Source organism: Thermogutta terrifontis (genome assembly GCF_002277955.1).
GTDB lineage: Bacteria > Planctomycetota > Planctomycetia > Pirellulales > Thermoguttaceae > Thermogutta > Thermogutta terrifontis.
The window spans coordinates 1,459,848-1,484,501 of the sequence record NZ_CP018477.1; the positions used below are offsets into that span (position 1 = coordinate 1,459,848).

Genomic DNA, 24,654 nt, shown 5'->3' on the forward strand with positions numbered 1-24,654 from the left:
TCGTGTTCCCTTTTACGTTTCCTGACGCTTCTTGAGCTTTTCGGCGGAGTCCGCCACGCATTTGTTGCGAGTCACCACGTGACCCGGACATCAGCACCCTGGGGACATGTCGGCCCGCGCGTCTCCCCGCGGTTCGCTCCGCAACGGGGGATTGCAGTCCGGGTCCAATGCATTGTACCGCCGAGCGAAGAAGCCGTGTTCCCACGGGGGAGGATGGCGATCATGGGCACGTCACCACGACACATTAGAGCATACCGCACAAATCCTGCCGAGGAAACTGTGATCCCCTTCTTGTGGGGGGAACGCGTATCGTCGTGGCGGGACAGATGAGAGGGTAACCGATGTAGCGCGACAGCGCCTCTTCAAAACCTCTTCAAAGGTAAGCCGATCCAGTTGGTTTCGGCTCGTTAAATCCGGAACTTTACAGAAAATTGGAACTTTCGTTGCGGCGGCGCGATCAAAAGATTGAGGGTGGGCCAGCCTGGGACGGTCAGAAAACGCGCTGCGCGCGGTTAAAACGGCGTGGAAGATGGCAATCGATTCAGCAACCAGAAGTCATCTGGCGATCGTATTCCAGGTTGCCGCTTGGCCGCTCACTCCGACTGGTTGGTTTCTTACCACCAGATCCGTCTCCGGTACCGGGGCAGGTTGCCACTTTGATCGGTTGGACGGCTCTTCATGGCCAAGACTTGACGCCTATCCCCCCCGTAATCATGATAAAACAGCGGAGATGGATACTCTGGAGAAAGTATCTCGGAGGCGGAGAAGCGCAGTCCCTTTCAAAGCATCTATTAATCCGGCTTCTCCCGGAGGAGGGGCACGCCAAGCGGGGCCGACCTTCCGCGAGTGGGGGGACGCGACTTTTTGGGGCGGTGTTAAACACGGGGTTTGAAGTAGGGGGACGAACAGCCCTAGGCAAAGGATCTAGGAAATAACCGATCAGTATCGACTTAGGTTGAGGTCGATCATGTTGACACAGCGGGTTGCTCATCATCAGAGGAAAGGTTCCATGCTCGCCAACTTGCTGGCTTCCTTGCGTCGTCCGCGAAAGAAATCTCATCCTGCTCGGCAGCATCGACGTCTGCGGGTGGATGCGCTTGAAGAACGGACGCTTCTAAGCGTCACGCCGGTGGACATCCTCGATAAGCTTGCCAATCAATCCATCCAGCCTGTCATTCCATCTGGAAACACCAATCCGGGACAATCGTTGGCGGTGGATGCCGACGGCGATTTCGTCATTGTGTGGACCCGCTACGATACGATCATCGATCCCAACACGGGATTGCCTGTGATCGATCCGGTCACCGGTCAGCCGAAGACCGAAGCCAACATTTATGCCCGCTATTTCACGGACGAGGTTCAGCGGATCACTTTGCCGTCGGGTGTATTGAACGACAATGTTCCTTCACAGTATGGGCAGTTCTCGCTGATCTACGGCGGCACGACGCTGGTGCAGAAGCTGACGATCTCGGCCACGTATGAGCCGTTCGCCGCGGTGCAGCAGAATATCGTGGGAACGTTTGTGCTTCAGGCGGACGCCAATGGAGACGGGATCATCTCCCCGACGGAGCGTGCCACCATCGTCTATGACGAAACGAACAGCATCAGTAATCTAGCAACGTCGATTCAGACCGCCCTCCAAGGCATCGGGGGACCGCTGCAAAACGCCAAGGTGACCCCGATCAATGCGAAAGAGTTCTTGATTGAATATGGCAGCGCCGCGCTGGGGGTCAATCAGCCCAAGCTCTCTGTCGGTACCGTGAACTTTTCCAGCGGTTTTTATCCGGCCGTGCAGGTCTCCACGGTCCGGGAGCCGATTCTCATCTCGAATATTCCCGTTTCGCCGACCAATCCGCAACTGACGGCCCAGGCCCTGGAGCAGGCCTTCAATACCCGCCTCAAGGCCTACGCGATGGGGCCCATCGATTTCCCGCCGCCGGATCGCGTGCCCAGTTCAATGGAAGGTCCCTACACGGACCCGATTACGGTGGCTGCTGCTGTTCCCCAGGTGCAGGTCACAGCCGTCAATGCGACGACGTTTGACATCCGGTTTGTGGGCGATTCGAGCAAGCTCGATCATCCGGAGTTCATCATTGCATCTGTGACCGACGAGCTGGGCAACAACCTCCTGCCGTCGCCGGAGGCTTCGGTCGTCACCATCAAGCAGTCGAGTCCAGAGTTCCGGGTGAACCCCGAAGAGCCGGATGATCCGTTCACCCCCGGGCCCGATAAATACGATCAGACCAACCCGGCGGTGGCCATGGATGCCGATGGGGACTTCATCATTGTGTGGGAAAGCAAAGTTCCCGACAGCTACGCCTATGGCAGTGTCAGCGACATCTTCGCGCGTCGCTTCCGGCCGGTAGGAAATGCCGTCCTGGGTGTCTCTCAATTCGTGGTGGATATGAATGCCGACGGCACGCCGGAGACCCCGATCGACGGCGTCATTCCGCTGGTGTCGCCGCTCAACACGGTGGTTCAAACGCTGACGGTGGACAGCCTCGTCCCCGGAGCCCTGGCTGGCCGATTCCGGCTGAGCGTGGCCGGTAAGACCACCGATGACATCGTCTTTGACAGCACGAATCTGGCCACCACGGCGGCCAACATTCAGGGCGCTTTGGTGGTGGCGGGATTCCAGGATGTCAGCGTGACCGTGGCCTCCTCCACCGATCCCTATCAGTTCCGCATCAGCTTCCGCCAGACGTTCTCCGGGCCCAACGGGTTGGCGGACGCGATCGTTCGGTACGTGGATCCGGTAGAGGGCACGCCCCTGGGTGCGCTGGCTACTGTCTCGTCCCAGCTCGTGCCAGGTCAGGATCTCTTCACATTCCGTGTGAACACAGAGACTCTGCGGGCACAGTTTGCTCCAGCCGTGGCCATGGACTTGGCGGGGAATTTCGTGATCGCCTGGGCCAACAGCGCGCAGGACTTCAGCTTTTATAACGGGATTCGGGCCCAGATTTTCAGCCGGGATGGCAACAGGATTGGAAACGAATTTCTCGTGAACACGGAGGACACGGCGGTTTACCTCAATCCGGCCGTGGGGATGTCGCGGACGGGTGAGTTTGTCATCGCGTGGGAGCGGACCACGGACGTCAACTATTTGACAGGCGCCCCGTATGTGACGACCGTTCTGGCCAAAGGTTACGATCTTACCGGCCAGGTCATTCTTCCGCAATTTGGCGTCGGGGGTGGGGGCAACCCCACGGTTGCGTTTGATTCGGCCAATCATTTCCTGGTCACCTGGAGCGCCGTCGCAGATGCGGATAGCACCGGGCAGACGAGTATTGGTGTCCGCGCGATCGTTTATGATTTGAACGGCAACGTCATTCGCGACACGTTCCGACCCAATAGTGCGTCTTTCAGTCCAGGATCCACCCCGTTATGGCCGTTAGCGCAGTTTGGAGGTGGCGGTGGACTGGATGCCGACGGGGATTTGATTGTCGCCTACGATGGGTATGGGCCGGATGTCTCGGAAAACGCGCGCGGCGTTACTCAGGCAGTGCGGCAGCTTCTGCTGGCTCAGATCAACTCTCAGACAAACGCTGATCTCCTTAATTACTTTGATCCGCAGACGGAAACCCTGTTTTCTGCGGGGAGCCCAAGTAATGGCGATGTGGACGGCGTCATAGACGCGATTCTTGTCCGCGCGCTCAACCGCGGTGCTACGCCACAACAGGTGGGACGCTTGCGGGCGATTTTGGAGGGGGTGGCCGGTCTCCTTCGCGGCGAGGCGAACGGTGTCATGTTCAGCCGGTTCGACGCCGATCCCACGATGTCCTACGGGACGCTCTTCAGTGACAGTGTGGCCAACACGCTCCGGGATGGCCACAACACCCGATACCTGATCCTGATGGACAACAACCTGAACTGGGAATCGTTCGTCATTCGGATCTGGCGAACAGGCATCGGCGGTTTTGAGGACGTAACGGTTAACAACATTCAGACCAACCAGGTGTGGGACCGGACGCTCACCCGAGATCGAATCGATCAGGTTCTGGAAGGAGCCGCCCGGACTGGGACCGCCTGGGCTGAGCCGACTTACGAAGGGCCCATCGATGTGCGAATCATCAGCCCCTTTGAAGTTGCCAATCGAATTGGAACACCCTGGGAAATTCCGGTGGCCAATCCCAATCAGTACACCATCTATGAAGTGACATTCCAGGGTGCGAGCCACGATTGGCCGTTTACCATTACGGGTGTCTACCCCGGTCGTGCGGGTGGACAAGATGTGGCACCGCCTCTCATGATTGCCCAAAGCTACGGCGATCCGGGAACGGAACAAGGCTGGGCTTCGATTGGTGTGACGCCGGAAGGTTCCTTCGTTGTCGCGTACACCCAAATGGAGCAAAACACAGATGGAAGTTTGACCAACGCGACGATTCGCTACCGGCAATTTCGCGAAACCGTGGACACCGCTGGGCCGTTCGTCACCGACATCATTGCGCCGACTGGAACGAGTCTGTGGGGCGGCGCGAATGTCCAAGGTTCCATTTCGCAGGTTGTTATCACGTTTAACGAAGAATTACTCGGTGGGGACCCACGGACCGTCCTGGATAGTGTGCTCAACCCCGACAACTTTGTGCTCCTCCGCAACGGCGTGGAGATTCCGCGCGGCGTGGTGAAAGTCGAATTCGGTATGAACGCCGCGTCGCTGCTCAACGGTAAGCCATACGATATCGATGGAGACGGAAATCCCGATGGAGTTTATCAACTCTATGCGCTCCCCACGAACAAGTGGGAGGCTGTCCTCACCTTGGATGGTAATGGAGCACTGGAGCCCGGCACGCCGGGACTTCCTGACGGTGACTATCAAATTGTCATTCGTGCCCCTTCCGGGGCGAACTCAGGAATTCGAGACAAGGCGGGAAACCCCTTGAATTCCACCGGTTTTGTGCCGGCTGGTGCCAACACCACGCTCTCCTTCCACGTCACAGTACCCGCCCAGGATACACCGGTTCTGCCGGTCAATGCTCGGACGCAGCCGGAGAGTCCGAATGCGGTGGCGCGGGATGCGGATGGGGACTATGTGGTGGTGTGGACGCAGACGGATGCGAGCGGCCGGAATCGGGTGTATTTCCGGCTGTTTGATCGGGACGGGACGCCGGCGGATCTGGATTTGAACGGGAACGGGGTGATTGATGTTACAGAGATTGATAACGCGCCGGCGATGGCGGTGACGACGAGTTCGGTGTTTGCCAACGATGACCAGCAATTTGGGTCGGTGGCGATGACACCGGACGGGGACTTTGTGATCACGTGGACGAACACGCGGAATGGGAATGCCGACATTTATGCGCGGCGGTTTGGTTCCAACGGCCAACCGTTGGGGGATGCCTTCCGTGTGAACACGTTCACGTCCAACGACCAGAAGTGGTCGGATGTGGCGATGGACGCGGAGGGGAATTTTGTGGTGGTGTGGTCGAGCTGGGGCCAGGAGCCTGGTGGGTCGGCGTCGGGCTGGGGGATTTTCGCCCGTCGGTTTGATCAGCAGGGGCAGGCGCTGGATGCCACGGAATTCCAGGTGAACACGACGGTGGTGGGTGACCAGACGTTGCCCAGCGTGTCGATGGACTATCGTGGGAATTTCGCGGTCGCGTGGCAGACGGCGGGTGGGATTGCGCTGCGGACCTTCACGGCTGGTGGGGTGGCGCAACAGGCGGCGGAGATTCCGGTGGGCACCACGGTAATCGGCCAGAAGGCCTATCCGGATGTGGCGATGGCAGGTTCGGGGCAGACAGTGGTGGTGAGCTGGATGGGTCCGGACGGGAACGGCAACGGCGTGTTTGTGGACCTGTTCCAGTGGGACGCTGTGACGCAGAGCTGGGTGGCGGTGCAGACTGGGCAGCGGGTGAACGTGAGTGTCACCGGCGAACAGGGCTATGCGTCGGTGGCGATGGCGGTGAACGGGGCATTTGTGGTGAGCTGGAGTGGGATTGGGAACCAGCCGGGGCAGGAGGATCAACTGGAATCAGGAGTCTTTTACCGGCTGTTTAATGCGGCGGGGAATCCGGTTGGTGGGGAGCGTCGGGTGAACCAGGTAGTGGCGGGTCGGCAGTGGGCGCCATCGGTGGGGGCGGATGCGGATGGGAACTTTATTGTGGTGTTCACTGGACCGAGTTCTGCCAATCCGGCATTGAGCACGGTGTATCGGTTTGACAGCCGGGTGTACCTGAACCAGGGGGATGTGTCCGGGCCGATTGTGACGAAGGTGCTGACCGGGACAGGTGGATTGGTGCTGGAGGGAGGCCGGGTGACGCCTGGTCCGCAGCAGTTGGTGGTGGTGTTCAGCGAGGACATGTCGCAACGGCTGGCGGACATTAATGGGGATGGGCTGATTGACGACCGGGATGGTCCGGGGACGGATAGCGTCCTCAATTTGCGGAACTGGAAGCTGTTCCGGAATGGTCAGGAGGTGGTGGGGGCGATTAAGGATGTGCAGTTCGGGTACAACCCGGTGATGCGGCGGTACGAGGCGGTGCTGACTTTGGACAGCGATCCGAACACGTCGGGGAACGAGGCGTTGGTGCCTGGGGACTATCAGTTGTTGGTGATGGACGTGATGACGGACGCTTATCCGTATTTCCGGGTGAGCGATCCGGTGACGGGGTTGCAATTGGATGGAGACCGGGATGGAGTGCCGGGCACGGGTGGAGGGCAGCTTGGATTTGTCCGGAATTTCCGTGTAGTGGGGGGCGTGCCTGGTCAGGACACGGGGGTGATCCCTGGGGTGTTGACGCAGAATGCGCGGACGCAGCCGGAGAGTCCGAATGCGGTGGCGCGGGATGCGGACGGGGACTATGTGGTGGTGTGGACGCAGACGGATGCGAGTGGCCGGAATCGGGTGTATTTCCGGCTGTTTGATCGGGATGGGACGCCGGCGGATCTGGATTTGAACGGGAACGGGGTGATTGATGTTACGGAGGTTGATAATGCGCCGGCGATGGCGGTGACGACGAGTTCGGTGTTTGCCAACGATGACCAGCAGTTTGGGTCGGTGGCGATGACACCGGACGGGGACTTTGTGATCACGTGGACGAACACGCGGAATGGGAATGCCGACATTTACGCGCGGCGGTTTGCGGCGAACGGTCAGCCACTGGGGGACGCGTTCCTGGTGAACACGATCACGACGAACGATCAGAAGTGGTCGGATGTGGCGATGGACGCAGAGGGGCGGTTTGTGGTGGTTTGGGCGAGTCTGGCTCAGGAGGCCGGTTCGACAGTGCCGAGTTGGGGCATTTTTGCCCGGCGGTATGATGAGAACGGCCAGGCGGTGGGGGCGGAATTCCAGGTGAACACGACGGTGGTGGGTGACCAGACGTTGCCCAGCGTGTCGATGGACTATCGTGGGAATTTTGCGGTGGCGTGGCAGACGGTGGTGGGGGCGTTGGACACCGACATCGCGGTGGCGATGTATAGCTGGTCGGGGGCGGTGATATTGCCAGAGACGATTGTGAATGTGGGGCGGGCGGGTCAGCAGACGAACCCGGACATCGTCTTGGCACCGGGTGGGAGTGTATTTGCGGTGACCTGGACGGGTTTGGACACTCAGGGGACGGGGGTGTTTGCGCAGGTGTATGCGCCGGATCCGACGACGGGGGCGTGGGTGGGATTACCGGCGGACATTTTGGTGAACACGACGATCCAGGGGGACCAGCGGTTTTCTTCGCTTGCCATGGATGGGGTTGGCAATTTTGTGGTGACATGGAGTGGATACGGCACTCAGCGGGACGAGGAGGACCTGGCGGACTCGGGAGTGTTCTATCAGCGGTTTGACAGTGCGGGGAACCGTCTGGGTGGTGAGCGTCGAGTGAACCAGGTGGTAGCAGGTCGGCAGTGGATACCGTCGGTGGCATCGGACGCGGACGGGAACTTCATTGTGGTGTTTACGGGTCCGAGTGCGACGAATCCGTCGCTGACGACGGTGTATCGGTTTGACAGCCGGAACCATCTGACGCTGGATGACATTGCGGCGCCGATTGTGACGAAGGTGTGGACGGAGGACCGGCAGTTGATCACGGAGGGGAGCCGTGTGGTGGTGGGACCGAGCCAACTGATTGTGCAGTTGAGCGAGGAGATGTCGCGGCGGTTGTCGGATGCGAACAACAACGGGATTTACGATGCGGGAGATATTCCTGGTCCCGACAGCATTCTCAATGTTCAGAACTGGCGCCTGTTCCGGAATGGCCAGGAGGTGGTGGGGGCGGTGAAGTCGGTGAGCTTCAGCCTGAATCCTGTGACCCGCAAATGGGAAGCGGTGCTGACGCTGGATGGAAACCCCGACAGTCCGATCAATGACCCGCTGCCTTCCGGCGATTACCAGCTTCTCGTGGGTGACTTGATGACGGACGCTTATCCGTATTTCCGGGTCACCGATCCCGTGATCGGATTCCAACTGGATGGAGATCGCGACGGAGTTCCGGGCACGGCGGCCGGGCTCGGTTTCGTGCGGACCTTCATTGTGGGGCAGGGCAGTGGGATTGGTCCTGGAACACCCGGCACTCCCGGAGATACCGATATCAACCCCGTGGTGAACACCACGCTGGCCGGCGATCAATCCCTGCCCGCTGTGGCCATGAACGCAAACGGGGACTATGTCGTCGTGTGGGTGAGCGTTGGACAGGGTGCCGACGCGAACACGACGAATACGAACATCATCGCGCAGCGCTACAATCGTCGGGGCGAACCGCAGGGGACGGAATTCATCGTCAATACTTACGAAACAGGCAACCAGACCCAGCCTGCTGTCGCGATGGACAGCGCGGGGAACTTCATTGTGGTTTGGGCGGGACAAGGCGCGGACGATGTGGACGGCGTCTGGGCGCGGATGTTCGACCGATTCGGAAATCCGCTGGGCGATCAGTTCCGCGTCAATCAATATCGCAACAACGCCCAATACAACCCGCGTGTGGCTGTGAGTGCCTCGGGCAAGTTCGTGGTTACCTGGAGCAGCTATGGCCAGGACGGCGATAAGGACGGTGTCTATGCCCGATTGTACAACGCTTATGGCCAGGCCCTTTCCAATGAATTCCGCGTCAACACAACCACGGCGAATTATCAGCGGAATTCCGACGTGGCCATGGACGACGCCGGCAACTTTGTGGTCGCCTGGATGAGCTATGGTCAGGACGGCAGCGGTTATGCAGTGATTGGGCGGGTGTTCAATGCCGACGGTACGGCCCGAACCGGCGAAATCCGGCTCAACCAGTACACCACCAATGACCAGATCGACCCACGGGTTGCCATGGAGCCCAACGGGAATTTCGTGGCCACCTGGGCGAGCTTCGGTCAGGACGGTAGCGGTTATGGCGTCTACGCCCGGCTGTTCAACGCCAACGGCACGGCCAGGACCAACGAATTCCGGGTCAATCAAACGACCCTCCACTGGCAGGTGCAACCGGATGTCGCCATGGATCGCTCGGGCAACTTCACCATTGTCTGGATGACCTCCGGCCAGGACAATGACCTCCAGAACGATTGGGGAATTTATGCCCGGATGTTCACCTCTAGCGGCACAGACTTCTATCTGCCGCCGAAGGGATTCCTCGGCGAGTTCCGGGTGAATGCGGCCGTGGCGGGGAATCAGACTGATCCGGCCGTGGCGATGGATGCGGTGGGCAACTTTGTGGTGGTGTGGACCGGCCCATCCACCGATCCGGATCCTCTAGTCGCCGCTCAAAATGGCACCGACATCTTCGCACGGCTGATCGATCCGCCGAGTGAGTTGACACTCCAGGGGACCTCCGGAAACGATACGCTTGAATTCATTGCGGGCAGCAGCCTGGCCACGTCCACAATCAAACTGAACGGCCAGGTTATCACGCCTTCCACGTCGATAGCCCGGCTCATTTTCGAGGCCGGAGACGGCCAGGACACGGTCATTGTGACCGGAACGAACGGCCAGGAAATTGTGACCTTGTGGCCGACCGGTGGACAGTTCAAATTCCCCGGTGGATTCACGGTGGAAGTTCGGTCTGCTGAAAGAATCACAGTGGACGCCAAAGGTGGTACCAACGACCAGCTAACAGTGTATGACTCGGCCGGTGATGACTCCATGACCGCGTCGCCCACCCAGGTCACGGCCACCAATTCGGCGAACGCCTACTCGCATCTGGCGAGGAATTTTGAACAGGTGACGCTCGTTTCCAGCGCCGGTGGCGAGGATACGGCGTCCCTTTACGACTCGCCGGGTGACGACATCTTCACCGGGACGCCGACCTATGGGGAAATGGCGGGGACCGGCTACAAACTGCGGGCAGAAGGTTTCCGCTACCTCCACGGCTATGCTTTGGCCGGTGGGGCCGATACGGCGATGCTCTACGACTCGCCCGGTGATGACGAGTACGTCGGAACGCCCGACTATAACATCATGCGTAACAGTAACTTCTTCGTGCGGGCAAAGTACTTTGACTATGTCCACGCCTATGCCACGGCTGGGGGCTACGACCGGGCGACTCTCAAGGGGACCTCGGGAGCTGATAAGTTTGTGCTGGAACCCAACCTCGCGCGACTGAATTCCGGATCGTATGTCCATCGGGCGAAATTTTTCGAGGAGATCACCATCCGGGGCGGCGGTGGGCAGGACGTTGCTTATGTGGATAGAGGCACCGTTCTGCCAGGTGTCGTAGCGCGCGGAACCCCGCCCGTTCCTGTAGATGCGGCGCAGATTGCCTATCTCCAGCAGCTTTACAAGATTCAGGTCACCAATGAGGGTGGCACGGGTTCCAATAGGACGATCCGTCCGGCGGCCGACGCTGTGTTCAGCGCCTACTGGCCGTGATTTGAAAACGGGTTGAAAGCCCTCCTGAAAGTTCTAGACTGAAACCCTGGCTGCCTCCCTCACCTGTAAAAATGAGCAGGTGAGGGATTTTTTGTTGCCCTGCCAACGCATTCGAATATCTTTTGCTTATCTTGCTCATCTTTTCGGGGGATTTGGCAGTCTTCTAAAGTCTGCGTGAGATAAGTGAATTGGCTAAAGGATGATCGCATTGTTGCGGGGAGTATTCAAGGTCGGCAGCCATCCCGGCCGAAAGCAATGACAAGTCGGCGTTCATGGAGTCTACGGCATGTTCGTTAAGTTTTGCCATTCTTTCTCAACTCGTAAGGCTGGTTTTTCCGATATTAACGTCGCAACCCCATATTGCCGGTTCTCCAGAGCGAGAGATCCACAGGGGAGAACGGGACATTAGCAGACATTGAGGTGGACCAGGACTATGCGATTCCAACACACCCGAACGCGGTTGATTGTTTGGGCTGCCTGTCTGGCAATGGCAACCCCCGCCGTAGCCCAGGTCAAGGACATGCAGTATTTCGCGCCTGCACAGATCGACACATTCGGAGGAGGCCGGCGCGCCAACGAGGGGTTCTTCATCAGCGGCGAATACCTCCGCTGGAGCATCTCCAAACCGGATGTAACGACGGTCGGTTATCCCGGCCTCACGCGGGAAGTCTTCTACGACACAGGCATTTCGCGGATTCAAAGCAACACGCTGGACACCAGTTTCATCGGTTCCAAATTCACCGATGGAAGTCGGGTGGACCTGGGATACATTGAAGGTCATCAGGGATGGCTCTTCAGTTATTACTACCTCTCCACACTCGGGCGAACTCATGGTGTGGCCAGTGCCGATATTGTGTTCGACGATCCACCCTTCGGCCCGCCGCCAACTTTCCGCTTGCTTCAGGGGTATGTGGATGCAGCTTTGACAGATATTCAGAATCTGCCCGTCACATTCAACGCCCCCTATATCGAAGACCTTGACCCCGATGAAGGTGGCGACCCCGATACGCTGCCAGAACCTTCCTGGGGTGTCATGATGGAGAATCTCGTAAAGAACTGGAGCACGGAACTGAATTACATTTACCGATTCCATCCCACTCGACGCGGTACAACCTGGGAGCTTTTCCTGGGGGTGCGGTACTTCGAGTTGAACGAAGATTTCAACGTCTGGGCGCCTTACTCCTATGCACCCTACGATCCGACACTGGATCAAAACGATCCGAACGGGGTAGGCTTTCCGACCGCCGTGGGAATTCTTGCCGACAGCTACTGGTTCACCAAGGCAGAAAACCACGTGGTGGGACCGCAAATCGGTGGGCGATTCTTCCGCAGCTACAACCGCTGGACTTTCGACGTGCAAGCCCGATTCTTTGCAGGATTCAACTTCCAGAACATCAAGCAGCAGGGCGTGCTGGGCAGCCGTTTGACCCCTGGCCTGGGTGCCATCGAAGATGTGCCCCTCTTCATGCGGACGACCGGCTTCAGCCACAGCGCGACGGAAGAGGAATGGGCGCCCTGTGCCGAGTTGCGGGCCACCATCAAGTACCAGGTCACGTCCAAGATCAACCTGAGCGTGGGCTGGACGGGTCTGTGGATGGATGGCATCGCACGGGCTTCGAACATGATCCTCTATCGTGTGCCGGACATGGGAATAACCATGGAGCATAACACGCAGGATCTGTTCATCAACGGTGTGACCGCCGGTGTGGAATTCAATCGATAAAGGGCAATTGGCGTCAAGCGAGAACCCTCAACCCTCTGGCGGCTAAACGAACGGTTCGACAAGGATGTTTGAACCGTTCGTCTCGGGTAGCGCAAGAGGGTCCTGATCGACCGGGAAGGATGCCCGGTCGATTGTTTTTTCTTGATGGCTGCTAGCGTGACAAAACGAATTTGTCAAGATAAACGAGTGCTCCCAGGCGCCGTGAAATGGAGACGCAGAAAGCTCAGAAAACTCCCTTTGTTGCCTCCGCGAAGACCGCTTATAATATCCCATGACACGTTCACGAGGGACTGAATGGGAAGCCCGTGTGAACGTCATGGCGAAAGAACGATGGGATTAATAAGCCGGCACGTTCGTGTGTTGGGCATAGAAGAGGGGATAAAGCTGTGCTGACTGTTCGTCCTCGGGTTACGGAATTGGCATTCAGCCTTTACGGCAGGCCGCTTCACCCCGAATTGTTTGAAATTCGCACCACTCGGCAGGTCAGTCGCGGGGGCTATGAGGTACGGCTGGCGATCACCAACACCGGCCACGTCATCACTTGGAATTACGAAGGACTTACCTGGACGGAGGTGGCTACCTCGGCCCTCCATCCATTACCAACCAAGAGACGTTTGATGTTTCACAATATCAAAGGAGAGCACAAAGATCAGTTGGTGGGCCGGGGTGGAATTTCCTACGAATGGGAAGTGCAACTGGAACATGTCTCGCCAGAGCTTTTCTGGATGTTTCAACATGAGCTGAACCGCGAGGCTCCCCAGCAAGGGCTGTTCTTTCGGTTTGATCCAAGTGGGCGAATGCCCCTGGGTGCAATGAGCTTTCTCTACTATGAGACACGGGCAAAAAGCTTTCTGGTGCAGGCGTTTCACACTTTTCCGGATGACTACGCCCTGGTGAAAAGTCGCACGGTGATTCGATTACCCTAGTCTGAAGGCCAACAAGTCCAGCGGGGCTACTTTTCAGACCGGGGCCTGCGCAACGGCTGAGGACTGTTAACCGCGTCGTGATAGCCGGTTTTTCACGTCCACATCGGGATCTCACGAGGATCGGCGGTTCGCTGAGACTAATCGACTCGTCGCTGAAATCGCGCGGATAAAATCCCGACAGGTTCTTTACTCAGTATGTACCTTTCTCAGCCATTCCCGGATCGCTTGCGTTACCCGCTCGGGCTGTTCCATTGGCGGGAGATGGCCGGCGTCAGGGATTACCACGAACTGCGATTGCGGGATTGTCCGCGCCATTGCCTCCATTTCCTCAGGTGGCGATATTGCGTCAAATTGTCCCACCAGCACAAGAGTTGGACACGAGAGAGCAGGTAGAAGGTCCGTAGAATCCGGACGTTCAGCCATTCCGAGTGCTGCCGCCGCCACACCCTCCGGTGGCGCCGAGAGGATCATCTGGCGGATTTTTTCGATCACTTCCGGATGATTGCGAAACGTGCTTTCGCAGCACAGGCGGGGAATCATCTCCTCCGCGATGAACCCCGGACCTTCCCGGCGAACGCGTTCGGCAACACGCCGTCGGTTCTCCTTCGCTTCGGGAGAATCGGGCCTTGCGCGCGTATCGCACAGGATGAGACCAGCCAGGCGGTCACGATACTTTCGGGCAAAGGCAAAAGCCACGTACCCACCCATCGAGAGGCCGCCCAGCACGATCTTGCCGGTCAACCCGAGGTGGTTGCAGAGGCCTGCCAGGTCATCCGCCATCGCCTCCATCGTGGCGACTCCGGGGATCACCTGGCTTTCTCCAAATCCTCGTAGATCGGGAACGATCACCCGAAACTCATCGCACAACTCTTCCCGTTGAGCTTTCCACATGGTCCGATCAAGGGGAAAGCCGTGGACCAGAAGAACAGGCAGGCCAGTCCCCGTGTCTTCGAAAGCCAGTTCAATTTCACCCGGGGTAGCTGTGGTGGTGATTTTCACACGCTGTGCCATGGGACATCTCGGATGCAAAATGAGTATCTTTTCTTTTTGCAAAAACGGAAAATACGCTGCCGGGTTGATCCCGGCGCGGGCAACTCGAATCGATCTATTTTATTTAGAAGCAGGCAATGGTGCGCGTGGACGCGACCTCCGCGGGACGATTTCAGCCGCCTCCACCCGACACCTACTTTTCAGAACACATCCGGGGCGACGTAGCACACGAGCGTTCGCCCAGGTAGCGTCAGGGACCAGTCAACAGGGGGTGGGGGACCGTCCAAATTGGGATAGATATCATTGGGCGACATGCGGCTGGTATCGATAAACAGCCGCCAGGCAAGTCCCCGGGCTGCTGCCGGGATGACGAAGCGTGCCGGTTCCGGAGCCGCATGAAACATCATGAGAATATGATGATTAGGACGGTTAGGATCTTCTCGCTCAGGAAACGCAGCCAGGAGGCACACGAGGCTGCGACCGGCGTTGGCCCAATCCACGGGGCCACCCATCGGATTAAACCAGCTCACATCAGGCAACCCGCCCGGCCGCACCGGAAGACCGGTCAGGAAATCCTTGCGTCGGACCGTTGGTTCCTGCTTGCGGAAGGCAATCAAGGCCTGGACAAATCGCCAGAGCTCGCGATAGCGATGGACAAGTTTCCAATTGAACCACGAAATTGAATTATCCTGACAATACGCATTGTTATTTCCCCGCTGTGTTCTGCGGCACTCGTCACCGAAGAGCATCATCGGCACACCCTGGCTGAGAAAAAGGGTGGCCAGCATATTCTTAATCTGTCTCATCCGAATAAGGTCGATACCCTTATGCCATGTCGGGCCTTCGACTCCATAATTGTAGCTGTAATTATTGTTTTCGCCGTCGCGATTGTCTTCACCATTCGCCTCATTATGTTTGTGGTTATAACTAACGAGGTCGTTGAGAGTGAATCCGTCGTGGGACGTAATGAAGTTAATACTGTGATACGGATATCGCCCGCCAGGCTGATAGAGATCGCTCGAACCAGCCAGCCGTGTGGCAAACGCAGGAACCATGCCGGGATCACCCCGCCAGAATCGCCGGACATCATCGCGATAGCGGCCATTCCATTCTGCCCAACGGCAGTGGTCGAACGTGTCGGGCCAGCAGAGGGTCGCGAATGTGCCAACCTGGTAGGCCCCCGCCGCATCCCAGGCTTCCGCAATGATCTTTGTGTCGGCAAGGAGAGGATCCTCCGCAATCGCCTCGACCACGGGGGGATTGGGTACCAGATTACCCGCCCGATCCCGACTGAGGATCGACGCTAAATCGAAGCGGAAGCCATCAATGTGGTAATTATGGACCCAATATCGCAGACAGTGGAAAATCATTTCGCGAACAATTGGGTGATTGCCGTTGAGCGTATTGCCGCAGCCCGTGTAGTTCTTATAACGGCTACCGCCGTTGTCCAGCATGTAATACACGCGATTTTCCAGTCCCTTGAAACTCAGAATGGGACCGTTTTCGTTGCCTTCGGCGGTGTGATTGAAGACCACGTCGAGGATGACTTCGATTCCGGCCTTATGGAGTTCGCGAACCATTTCCTTAAACTCACGAACCTGGGCCCCGGGCTCTTTACTCACCGCATAGCCGCGGTGTGGGGCGAAGAACGCCAGAGGATCATAGCCCCAGTAATTCGGACGAGCGGGTTTCTGGCCGTAGATGTCCAGGATTGGAAATTCATGGACAGGCATCAGTTCCACGGCCGTCACACCCAGTGACTTGAGATAGGGGATTTTTTCAATGACTCCCAGATACGTGCCCGGGAATTGCACGCCGCTGGTCCGCGACCGCGTGAATCCCTTGACGTGCATCTCGTAGATGATCGTTTCGGAAAGCTCGCGCCGTATAGGGCGGGTACCTTGCCAGTCAAACTCATCATCGATCACGACGCACTTGGGAGGTCTGATGATACCGTCGGTGGGAGGCAGGAAATCCCCGGCCAGTGCTTTGGCGTAGGGGTCAATCAACCGGGCTTTCGAATCGAAGCGGTGACCGATTTCCGGTGCCCAGGGGCCGTCCGCCTGGATGTGATAAAGCTGTCCGGCCTTGAGGCCGGGCACGAATATCGTCCACACATCGCCCCATCGGTGATCGTGAGGATTCAGTGAAATGATTTCATACGGATCAGGGTCTTCGACATTCCGGTAAAGAAGGATGCGCATTCCCGTTGCCGAGCGGCTGAAAATAACGAACTGGACGCCATCCTCGCGGAGAATGGCCCCGTACGGCAGAGTATGCGCAAGGTGCAGTGTAGTCGGTCGCGCAAGCATGGAAAAAGGCTGGGTAGGGCGTCCTACCACGACATCCACGTTACCAGTAAACCATTGTTGCAGATCTGTTGCCATGGTCCACCCGTCATTTTAGGAAAAAAACATAGCTTACGACAAAAGTCGTGCCAACCTGCGCGTCCGACCTCCATGACCCCTTCGCTCTGTGGAAGGGCAACGAGCCGGGTCCGTGAGCCACCGCTCGCGGGAGAACGCGACCTGATCACCGCGACTCAAAGCTTGCAAGGGAGGTCAATAACCCTCCCGCCGCGGCAGAGTCGGCCGCCATACCTGGCTCAAGGCGGGTCCGTCCTGTTATCCACAATCGGCTGGTGGAAAAACGAAGCCGCAGCCCCTTGGAACGGCTGGTTCCAATCCGGGAATTCTGAACAGTTTGCCCCACGCGCACCGCAACCAGGAACTTGGGAAAGACATACCGATTAAGTCGATGACGAATGGCAGGCCAGAGAAATGATGGAAGAGAATGCGTTCGTCGCGATTTTTTGGATGTTTCCAATAGATCAAACCACAGCGGATACTCGAGCGGGTACCTCTTGAACATGGCCGCTCAACTACCGCGTGGTGCATCCGCCAGCGCCCTGGCACTGGGACGGAGAGGCGGGCCATCCGAGGCCAGTCGCACGATTTCCATTTGGCTGGAGCGGTGCCATTTACAGGCAGCGGCACGCGCTTGTCACGCTCGATGAACCGAGTTGGACGCCTCAGCCTCGACGAGCAGGCCTCACGAGCGACTTCCTCCAGGAGGATTGCGGATAGACGCGACTGTCGTGCCCGATTGAAAGCACTCCCGCCTGATGAAACGAAACCGATGATTCAGGGTTCAAAAGCAGACGTGCCACTGGTCGCTCCTGGAAACGTTTGTGATTCTTTTGGGCTCGTTCTCGCCTTAGATAATCCCCGGCCCTTCTTTTGTGCCACTGCTTGACGTGTTCGGCTACTCCATTTTTTCCTTGCGCTTTCCTCCAAAAAGGTTCCGGCGTCGATAACTACGCCGCCCGAGAGAAGCCTTCCACGAAACCGTTATTCTAAGCCATCCTCACCTTAGCAGAAAACTGTAACATGCTACGAGCAGAGCATGTTGTAGGGGCGCTTCCTGAACCGCCCCTAGTGCCCCTTCCGGTTCGGGAGTTTCGCGTTTTTGGTAGGGGCAAGAATTGGTCTTGGAGAATTCGGGGAGTTTAGACAAAAAGGGTCTCCACGTCGCGTGGTTCAAAAAGACTCTCAATGACGTGGAGACCGGAAAATGGACAAGGTTCATGTTCGCCCGATCACCTGCTACGAGCGACAAGAGCTCCATAGAATGAAACGACAATTGTCTAATCATGTCAATAGCCGTCATGCGCGGATTGTGCTGCTCTCCGCCGGCGGGGTTCGCAACCGCGAAATTGCCCAGCGGGTCGACTGCACGCCGCAGTGGGTGCGACGGATCATTCACCGCTTTAACCAAGGCGGGCTGGAGGCGATCAGTTGGCATCCGTACTACCAGGCTGGTGGCAGCCCACGCAAATTCCTCGCCGAGGTGGTCGAGCAGATCGTCGAGGTGGCCCTTTCCTCGCCGAAGGCCTTGATCGGGATGACACAATGGTCGCTGAGCAAGTTGCGGGAGTATCTGGTGAGCCAGAAGATCGTTGCGTACATCAGCTTGGAGTGGCTGCGCACGTTGCTGAAGCGTTGTGGCATTCGCTGGCGGCGGACCAAGACGTGGAAGGAGTCAACGGACCCGGAGTTTTGGCCTAAATACCGGCGAATTCGCCGACTTTACCAGCGTCGGCCGGCGGTGGGTCGGCGGATTTGCGTCGATGAGTTTGGCCCCCTGAATCTCCAGCCACGCCATGGCCGTTGCCTGGCCAAAGCGGGGACCAAGCGGGTCGAGCATTTGCGAGCCACCTACCGCCGCACCAGTGGAGTTCGCCATTTCCTGGCGGCCTACGACCTGGAAACGGGCACGTTGTTGGGCCGGTTCTACAGCCGGAAAACCTGGATCGAGTTCTTGCGATTTCTCCGGTGGCTCCGGCGGCGTTACCCGCAGAGCGAAACGTTACACATCGTGATGGACAACTACAGTCCCCATCTGAAGGAAGAGGTCTGGGCATGGGCCCGGGCGAACAATGTGAAGTTTTACCTTACCCCGTCCAATGCGTCATGGCTGAATCGGATCGAGTGCCAGTTCACGGGACTGAAGAAGTTTGCCCTGGACAATAGCGACTATCGGAGTCATGAAGAACAGGAGCAAGCTATCCGGAGGTATTTGGCTTGGCGCAACGGCCGCCGTGCGATAGCCGTCGAGCCTTGGCGATCCTCCCTCCGAAGAAACGCCCCATCCACCTGCCGCGCAGCAGCCTAACACGCGCGAAACTGTTCGACCGGAAAGGGCACTAGCGTTTAGCCAACGATGTAACCGAGCAGTCGGAGCCTGGCCGGTGAAGTGGATTATCCAAAGGTTCAAATGTGCGCGTGACAAGCAGCTCCCTCCGAGAGATTCATCGGAGGCGCATGCTTGTCCCGCCCGCTGATGCGAAATGGAGCATCCAAGTTTAAAGGCCGACCCGGCAAGCAGGTTCCTCCGGGCCGTCGAACGGACGCGAACCAGTGGGGATGTCCGCAATCCCATTGCCAGAGGAAAAGTGGAGATGTGTCAGGACCGTTGTCTACCGCATGGGCCGCTTTCGAGGAAATTATGCTTTTCGGAGTTGAATAACATCGTATAAGATCGACGTGTTAAACGGCCAGGCTGGCGAGTTCTCTTTGTCGGACAACCTGCTTCGCTACGGGGCGGTAGAAGTTTGCGGCCTGGATTTTGGGAATTTCAAAGCCGCCCACGGCCTTGAATTTTTTTGAAGAATAGGTATCTTGCATTTTTGTAATTCTCGGTATAAGTTTATGGTGTATGGATTTGAAAAACAGCGTGCCGGTATTCCGATAGTGCTAAACACATTGCTGTTCTTCTCGGTTAGTGCAAACATTGCGTGTTGTTCCAGTAGTGTATTGTGTTCGTTTTAGTAGTTCGAAAGGAGATGACGTATCATGCCCAGAAAAGCAGAGAAGCTCGGTCGGGGACGGAAACGTTGTCCAGGGTGTGGGGCTATCAATGCAGCCCGCGCTGTGGAGTGCAAGAGTTGCGGGTATCAGTTTGTCAAGGGTGGAAAACCGCGAGCATCAGGGAAGGTTGGGGCAACCGCCACGGCTGACGATGCTGCCATCCAAGAGGTGGTCAACTTTATCCGGCAGTACGGGAGCGTGGAATCCGCGCGAAAGGTCGTGGAAGACGTGCGTCAACTGCTTGATAAGGTCGGATCGATGGAAACGATTTTCAAGTGCTTCGATCTCGTCAGCCTTATTCGAGAAAACATTTAAGTACACTGCGTGCCTTATTGGCCCGTGATCGCGCCCGTTTGATGATCCGAATTTCCGGATAGCTTAGCACTCGCTCTGGGCGGCTAAGAAAAACGGCGTTAGGGGCAGAAAACATCTGCCCCTAACGCGTTCTAATCGGCTGTTCTTGGCATTATTTAGACCGTGTGCATGGCAGCCTCGCCATGGCTGTCCGGAAGCTTTCTAACGCATCGTGGTGGCCGCCCCAGTGGTCGTATCCGCTCCGAGTTTGGCCAGAATACTGCGTTTCAGTTTGAAGAGATTTTCGCCCAATCGACCATGTTCCCGACGGATCTCGGGATTGAAGCTTTCCACCACAGATTTTACAGGCTCCGATTTTGTTCCGAGATCGTTGAGGGCATTAAGTGCCAGCATCGAAAGGTACGGACCCTTCCCTTCGTAGTCGACAAAAACTTTTAAAACATCGAGCGCTCGCTGCAGCTCTTCGGGCGAACCATATCGCCCGATAGTCCAGGCCGCCACAATTTGAACGCTGGGTGCCGGGTCGTCCAATGCATGGAGGACCGGTTCGCGGGCGGCGTCGTAGGCCTTTTGACCTCGGGCAAGGATGCCGGTGACTGCCCAGTATCGCACGGCACTGTCACTGTCCTGCAGACCGTGAAGAAGTTTATCAATTTGCTCTGACTTCAGATCTGATGCCAATTCTGCCATTTCGAGAATTCGCTCTAATGGATAGTCCTTGCTTTGACCATAGCGGTAGGGCGATCCATTGCCGGCGCGGGCGTGGATTTCATCCTCCGGGAGAAAGCCGAGATCGCGAGTCTGCAGGATATGCTCACGGAGGACCGCACGCAGTTCTTTTAACTTTCCCTGGTAGGCGGGATCCGCGGCGAGATTGTGAACTTCGTCGGGATCCGTGGCCAGGTCGTAGAGTTCCTCGGTCGCCTTGGGAACCTGCCAGAAGTAGGCCTGTTCCGGAGTGAGTTTTCCCTCATCAAATAACTGCTTCCATACTCGTGTTGTGGGGGTTTCGAACATATATTCCACATGCTGGCCCCAGGGAAGATGTGGCATGAAATTCCGAATGTAAACAAATCGCCCGTCGGTAACGCTGCGAATCAGGTCGTAGCGTTCATCCATCCGACCGCGCAAACCGAACAGATACGCGGGTGGTTCCGCAGCATAAACGCCGAGAAATGGCCGCCCCTGCATGTAGGCGGGCGGTTTGATTCCCACCAAGCTGAGAACTGTGGGGCCGAGATCGACAAACGACACGAGCCGAGACGACCGCCCACCCGGCTTGTAGTCCGGCGGAGCCAGATGTTGAAATTTAGGAGGGATGTAAACAATAAGCGGTACCTGAAGCCCCGAATTGTAAGGACATCGTTTGCAGCGTGGCATTCCCGGCCCGTGATCCCCGTAGAAAAACACGATCGTGTCGTCCGCCAAACCTGCCTCTTCTAATTCCTTCAGTTTTTCGCCGGCCATCCGATCCATAGTGGTGATATTGTCGTAATACTGGGCCCAATCCTGTCGGACTTCGATCGTATCGGGATGATACGCGGGCACACGCACCCTGGCAGGGTCATGAATCCATCGGTGGGGCCGTCGCCGCACCTGGCTCTCGTGAGTTACGGTGAAGTTGAAAATAGCAAAAAATGGCTGACCGGGTCGTCGATTCTTCCAGTGAGCCTTAGTTGATGACTCGTCCCACACCTGACCAGGTTTTTCAAGGTTGTAATCTTCTTTGCTGTTATTCGTGCAATAATAACCGGCTTCTCGCAGAAATTGGGGATAGAACTTGACGCCCTCCGGAGGCGTGATCAGGCTCCGCATGTGTTCCGAGCCTGTACTGCTGGGATACATTCCCGAGATAATGGCTGTTCGGGCAGGGGCGCAGACAGGTGCCGTAGACCACGCCCGGATGTAAATCGTGCCCTTGGCCGCGAGTCGGTCCAGATTCGGGGTATCCGCGTACGGGTCGCCATAGCAGCCGAGGTGGGGACCGATGTCCTCGCAGGTGATCCACAGGATGTTGGGCCGGGTCTGCTCAGCCGCTGCTTGGCCGACAGCATCGGGCACCATTCCAGTTGTCCACCACAATACTCCGAGAGCGATCGCCCAGGTTTTCCAAGATCCGTACCGCCTCATGATCAAAACCTCCCCAAATTCGGGCCGTTAAACAGAACCTTTACGTTGTCTCAGAATTTTCCTCGTCAAAAGAGTGTTTGAGCCGCGCGTACGTTGCTCTTAACTCGTTCGTCAGGAACGATCACTCCTATGTATCCCGTGACCGAGTATTTTAAAACGTCGCTTCATCAGCGGTGCTGACCGGTTGCATGTTCGGCTTTTCGCTCCTTAAAGCTTTCTATAGTGTGCGTTGGGATGCGACCGATTGCAACTGGATGGGCGACCGGCATATCTCGACGTCTCCTCCGGCGATGAAAACGTGGAGGTCCACGCGGGTTCGCGTCAGCCCGGAGGCACCGGTTAGTCAGGTCCAGCTCTGAGCGTTGGATGCTCCGTTTCGCGTCGGCGGGCACGAGATGCGTGCCTCTCCGTGTTCGACGGACGCCGAGGAACGTGTCCCCCCAAATGGGCCCGAATTCCATGCCGAGCAAGCGTCCCGGTTGCATCCAAACACGCGAGTGAGCGGAGGCCCGGTTTCACCCGGGCCACACGACTGGTAAGGGCAATTCATGAACTGCCCCTAGAGCATATCGCGCTCGTACCAGCTCGTAAGTTTTTGCAAAAGCGGGAAAGGCTCGGGACGTGCGCACTTTCAGGTCCCGCATACTGGCCCAGCCAATGGTGGTGAGCTGAACCGGGATTTGTTATTATGGCAAGGCACGCCAATGGTTTTTTCCAGGATCGTGGTAAGAGCATAAGTGGAGAGTTTCCATGATGGCATGGCTTCGGCTGCTGGGGGTATTTGGTGTACTCACTCTGGTTGAATGGACCGGTGCTTCGGCGGAACAAACTTATCAATACGACATTGTCGTCTATGGGGGTACTTCCGCGGGAGTGATGGCTGCTGTTGAAGCCCGCATGCTGGGCCGGAGCGTGGCTATTGTCTGTCCTGAGAAACATCTCGGTGGGATGTCCAGCAGCGGTCTGGGCTGGACTGACACCGGCAATAAAGCGGTGATTGGTGGGCTCGCTCGGGAGTTTTACCACCGTATTTGGAAACATTATCAAAAGCCGGAAGCCTGGAAATGGCAGAAACGGGAAGAGTACGGTAATCGGGGGCAGGGGACCCCGGCGATCGACGGTGAACGCCGCACGATGTGGGTTTTCGAACCTCACGTCGCGGAAGCGGTTTTCGAAGATTTTATCCGCGAGTATTCAATCCCCACTTTTCGGGATGAGTGGCTGGATCGGGAAAAGGGCGTCGTCAAACAAGAGGGGCGAATTCGCACCATCCGGATGCTGAGCGGAAAGGTTTTCACTGCAAAAGTATTCATCGACGCCACTTACGAGGGAGACCTCATGGCCGCGGCTGGATGTCGGTATCGCGTGGGGCGGGAGTCCCAGAGCGAATATGGTGAGAAATGGGCCGGGGTGCAAATCGGCGTTCTCCATCATCGTCATCATTTTGGCGTCCTGAAGAAACCCATCAGTGCCTACTGGATTCCGGGCGATCCCAGCAGCGGTGTTCTCCCGCGGATCAGCACTGAGCCACCGGGTGAATATGGTCAGGGTGATCATCGGGTTCAGGCGTATTGTTTTCGATTGTGCTTGACAGACGTGCCAGAAAATCGTGTGCCTTTTCCCAAGCCGGAGGGGTACGACCCCAAGCAATACGAGCTTTTGGTGCGGATTTTTGAGGCCGGTTGGCGGGAGACTTTTGAAAAATTTGATCCCATTCCCAATCGGAAGACGGATACCAACAATCATGGTCCGATGAGCACGGATAACATCGGCTACAACTACGATTATCCCGAGGCGAGCTACGAACGCCGCCGGGAAATCATCAAGGAACATGAAACATATCAAAAAGGGTGGTTTTATTTCATCGCCAATGATCCCCGGGTTCCGGAGGATGTCCAGAAAGAGATGCGCCGGTGGGGGCTTGCCAAGGACGAATTCGTGGACAACGGCCACTGGCCCTACCAGCTCTACATTCGTGAAGCCCGACGGATGGTGGGCACCTACGTGATGACCGAACACGACTTGCTGGGCAAGAAAGAGACGCCCGAGTCTGTAGGGATGGGTTCATACACGATTGATAGTCACAATGTTCAGCGTTACATCACACCGGAAGGTTATGTGCAGAACGAAGGCGACATCGGTGTGCCGACACCCCGCCCCTATGCCATCGCCTACGGATCACTGGTACCCAGGCGGGAAGATTGCCAGAATCTGCTGGTTCCCGTGTGTGTTTCGGCAACCCATGTGGCGTACGGTTCCATTCGCATGGAACCAGTGTTCATGATACTGGGCCAGTCTGCCGCGGCGGCAGCCGATCTCGCTATTTCCCTGCAGGTCGCCGTGCAGGATGTCCCGTACGAGCAACTCCGCGAGCGGTTGCTGAGCGAGGGACAGGTCTTGGAGTACACTAAAAAATGA

The 24,654-nt window shown here is 57.3% G+C and carries 10 protein-coding genes; 6 read left to right on the forward strand and 4 right to left on the reverse strand.

Annotation, left to right across the window (positions count from 1 at the left end):
- The first annotated feature begins 1,009 nt into the window (after window positions 1-1,009).
- From THTE_RS05550 to THTE_RS05560, 3 genes are all read left to right on the forward strand, one after another.
- The gene (locus THTE_RS05550) at window positions 1,010-10,783 is read left to right on the forward strand and encodes a hypothetical protein (protein ID WP_095414504.1); all 9,774 of its coding nucleotides are present in this window, start codon (window positions 1,010-1,012) and stop codon (window positions 10,781-10,783) included.
- 433 nt (window positions 10,784-11,216) lie between these two features.
- A complete protein-coding gene (locus tag THTE_RS05555; RefSeq protein WP_095414505.1) occupies window positions 11,217-12,506 on the forward strand; it encodes a BBP7 family outer membrane beta-barrel protein in 1,290 nt (429 codons plus the stop codon).
- A 386-nt stretch (window positions 12,507-12,892) separates the two neighbouring features.
- Window positions 12,893-13,432: a DUF2617 family protein gene (locus tag THTE_RS05560; RefSeq protein WP_095414506.1), complete on the forward strand. Its 540-nt coding sequence runs from the start codon at window positions 12,893-12,895 to the stop codon at window positions 13,430-13,432.
- A gap of 186 nt (window positions 13,433-13,618) precedes the next feature.
- On the opposite strand, the gene THTE_RS05565 is transcribed toward THTE_RS05560, so the two are convergent.
- From THTE_RS05565 to THTE_RS05575, 3 genes are all read right to left on the reverse strand, one after another.
- Complete coding sequence (locus tag THTE_RS05565) at window positions 13,619-14,443, reverse strand: alpha/beta fold hydrolase (protein WP_095414507.1); 825 nt, start codon at window positions 14,441-14,443, stop codon at window positions 13,619-13,621.
- Between the two features lie 179 nt (window positions 14,444-14,622).
- A complete protein-coding gene (gene glgX, locus THTE_RS05570; RefSeq protein WP_237260255.1) occupies window positions 14,623-16,734 on the reverse strand; it encodes a glycogen debranching protein GlgX in 2,112 nt (703 codons plus the stop codon).
- A 220-nt stretch (window positions 16,735-16,954) separates the two neighbouring features.
- Entirely contained in the window at window positions 16,955-17,293 is a 339-nt protein-coding gene (locus tag THTE_RS05575; RefSeq protein ID WP_095414509.1) for a hypothetical protein, read from the reverse strand.
- A 702-nt stretch (window positions 17,294-17,995) separates the two neighbouring features.
- Here THTE_RS05575 and THTE_RS05580 point away from each other — a divergent pair.
- Window positions 17,996-19,096, forward strand: a complete 1,101-nt coding sequence (locus THTE_RS05580) for an IS630 family transposase (protein WP_095414510.1) — start codon at window positions 17,996-17,998, stop codon at window positions 19,094-19,096.
- 680 nt (window positions 19,097-19,776) lie between these two features.
- The gene (locus tag THTE_RS05585) at window positions 19,777-20,106 is read left to right on the forward strand and encodes a hypothetical protein (protein WP_095414511.1); all 330 of its coding nucleotides are present in this window, start codon (window positions 19,777-19,779) and stop codon (window positions 20,104-20,106) included.
- A 201-nt stretch (window positions 20,107-20,307) separates the two neighbouring features.
- On the opposite strand, the gene THTE_RS05590 is transcribed toward THTE_RS05585, so the two are convergent.
- Window positions 20,308-22,236 (reverse strand): sulfatase-like hydrolase/transferase, encoded by a 1,929-nt coding sequence (locus THTE_RS05590; RefSeq protein ID WP_207651787.1) that lies wholly within the window; start codon window positions 22,234-22,236, stop codon window positions 20,308-20,310.
- Window positions 22,237-22,986: 750 nt separating this feature from the next.
- On the opposite strand from THTE_RS05590, the gene THTE_RS05595 reads away from it, so the two are divergent.
- Window positions 22,987-24,654: an FAD-dependent oxidoreductase gene (locus THTE_RS05595; protein WP_207651788.1), complete on the forward strand. Its 1,668-nt coding sequence runs from the start codon at window positions 22,987-22,989 to the stop codon at window positions 24,652-24,654.

Excerpts from the sequence above, each read along its gene's own strand:
- THTE_RS05585 (WP_095414511.1), top strand. The coding sequence starts at position 19,777 with ATGCCCAGAAAAGCAGAGAAGCTCGGTCGGGGACGGAAACGTTGTCCA.
- glgX (WP_237260255.1), bottom strand. The coding sequence starts at position 16,734 with ATGCTTGCGCGACCGACTACACTGCACCTTGCGCATACTCTGCCGTAC.
- THTE_RS05550 (WP_095414504.1), top strand. The coding sequence starts at position 1,010 with ATGCTCGCCAACTTGCTGGCTTCCTTGCGTCGTCCGCGAAAGAAATCT.
- THTE_RS05565 (WP_095414507.1), bottom strand. The coding sequence starts at position 14,443 with ATGGCACAGCGTGTGAAAATCACCACCACAGCTACCCCGGGTGAAATT.
- THTE_RS05590 (WP_207651787.1), bottom strand. The coding sequence starts at position 22,236 with ATGAGGCGGTACGGATCTTGGAAAACCTGGGCGATCGCTCTCGGAGTA.
- THTE_RS05575 (WP_095414509.1), bottom strand. The coding sequence starts at position 17,293 with ATGTTCAAGAGGTACCCGCTCGAGTATCCGCTGTGGTTTGATCTATTG.
- THTE_RS05595 (WP_207651788.1), top strand. The coding sequence starts at position 22,987 with ATGATGGCATGGCTTCGGCTGCTGGGGGTATTTGGTGTACTCACTCTG.
- THTE_RS05580 (WP_095414510.1), top strand. The coding sequence starts at position 17,996 with ATGGACAAGGTTCATGTTCGCCCGATCACCTGCTACGAGCGACAAGAG.
- THTE_RS05555 (WP_095414505.1), top strand. The coding sequence starts at position 11,217 with ATGCGATTCCAACACACCCGAACGCGGTTGATTGTTTGGGCTGCCTGT.